Annotated in this window: 2 protein-coding genes; both read right to left on the minus strand. The window is 64.4% G+C overall.

Annotated elements, in window-relative coordinates:
• Window positions 1-118: 118 nt before the first annotated feature.
• A complete protein-coding gene (locus ACYQ2W_RS26180; RefSeq protein ID WP_459874006.1) occupies window positions 119-919 on the minus strand; it encodes an ExeA family protein in 801 nt (266 codons plus the stop codon).
• A gap of 11 nt (window positions 920-930) precedes the next feature.
• Window positions 931-1,345, minus strand: a 415-nt coding sequence (locus ACYQ2W_RS26185) for a Mu transposase C-terminal domain-containing protein (protein ID WP_459874008.1), incomplete at its 5' end; no start/stop codon positions are given.

Here is a 1,345-nt window from a genome sequence, read left to right on the forward strand (position 1 = left end):
TTCTCGGATTGATCCCCGAGTGAATGATTCCTGGAAGGTGGGATAGAGGGAGATGAGAGGGGGGGATCTCCCCCACCCCCTTTTTCTGGGGGGAGGAGGAGCGACAGGCAGGGATGGTTTAACGGTCGAACTCGGCGAGTGCTGCTTGCATGTGCTCATCGGTGACCGTTCGCGCGTTGGCCAACGCGGCACTGGTCAGGGCGTAGTGGGCGAGGCGGTTGACCTTGCGGGGCATGCCGTTGGTGGCCTGGAACAGTGCCTCGATGGTGGGCGGCTCGAACAGGGGGAGTTCGCAACCGGCCAGGCGCAGACGGTGGCGGAGGTAGTCGCCGAGCTCTTCGCGGCTGAGGCCGCCGAGGTGGTGACGCACGACGATGCGCTGCGAGAGCGACTCGTGGACGGCCATGGAGAGGCGCCGGCGCAGTTCGGTCAGTCCCACCAGGATCAGGCAGAGGCGGTTGTCGGAATCCATCGCGTAGTTGGTCAGCAGACGCAGGTCTTCGAGCACGTCGTTTCGCAGGTGGTGCGCCTCGTCGATGATGAGCACCGGTCGTTGTTTCGCCTCCAGGGTGAGGCGGGAGACCTCGGTGCGGATCTGGCGAAAGGCGGCGGCGCGGTTGCGCTCGGTGGGCAGTCCCAGTTCCCAGGCGATGGACTTGTACATATCCATGACGTTGCCGGTAGAGAGCGGGACGTAGAAGACGCGATAGAGTCCCGGATGGAGGGATTCGGTGAGTTGGCGACAGGCGGTGGTCTTGCCGGAGCCGGCCTCGCCGGTGATCAGGCCGATGCCGCGCAGTTGAAGCAGGTGATCGAGCCGGGCACGGGCCTCCATCAGGGTATTGGATTCGAACAGCTGATCGGGCGAGAGGCTGTGTTCGAAGGGATAACGGTTCAAGGCAAAGTGTTTTTGGTACATCTCAACGCTCCTCAAGGACGGGGTTTGCGGTGGAGCTGCAAGCGCGTCGGGGTCGGCTCGGGTGGGGGTTGCTCGGTGGTGAGCTGGGAGGAGGCGCGGTTGCGTTTGACGAAGCAATTGGCGTAGAGATCGACGGGCTTGGCCGGGGCGATAAATTTCCCGTCGTGCCAGACCTGGAGGGTGCGTTCGACGGTGTGGGGGTCGTAGCGCAGGGTGACGTTCTCGCCGATGAGTGCGGCCTCGACCTCGTAGGCGCGGCCATCGAGGCTGACGGTGCGGTCTTTTTGGACCTTGCGCACCGCCTCGAAGAGGAACAGGTCGTCGAGATCGACCTCGGGGTCGAGAAAGCGCAGCCGGTCGGCGGTGCGCGCCCACTGCTCCAGCGGGGTGTCGCCGTTGAGGCCGCGATGAGGGGTGTGGTGGTAT

The sequence above is a fragment of the Endothiovibrio diazotrophicus genome (genome assembly GCF_054657215.1).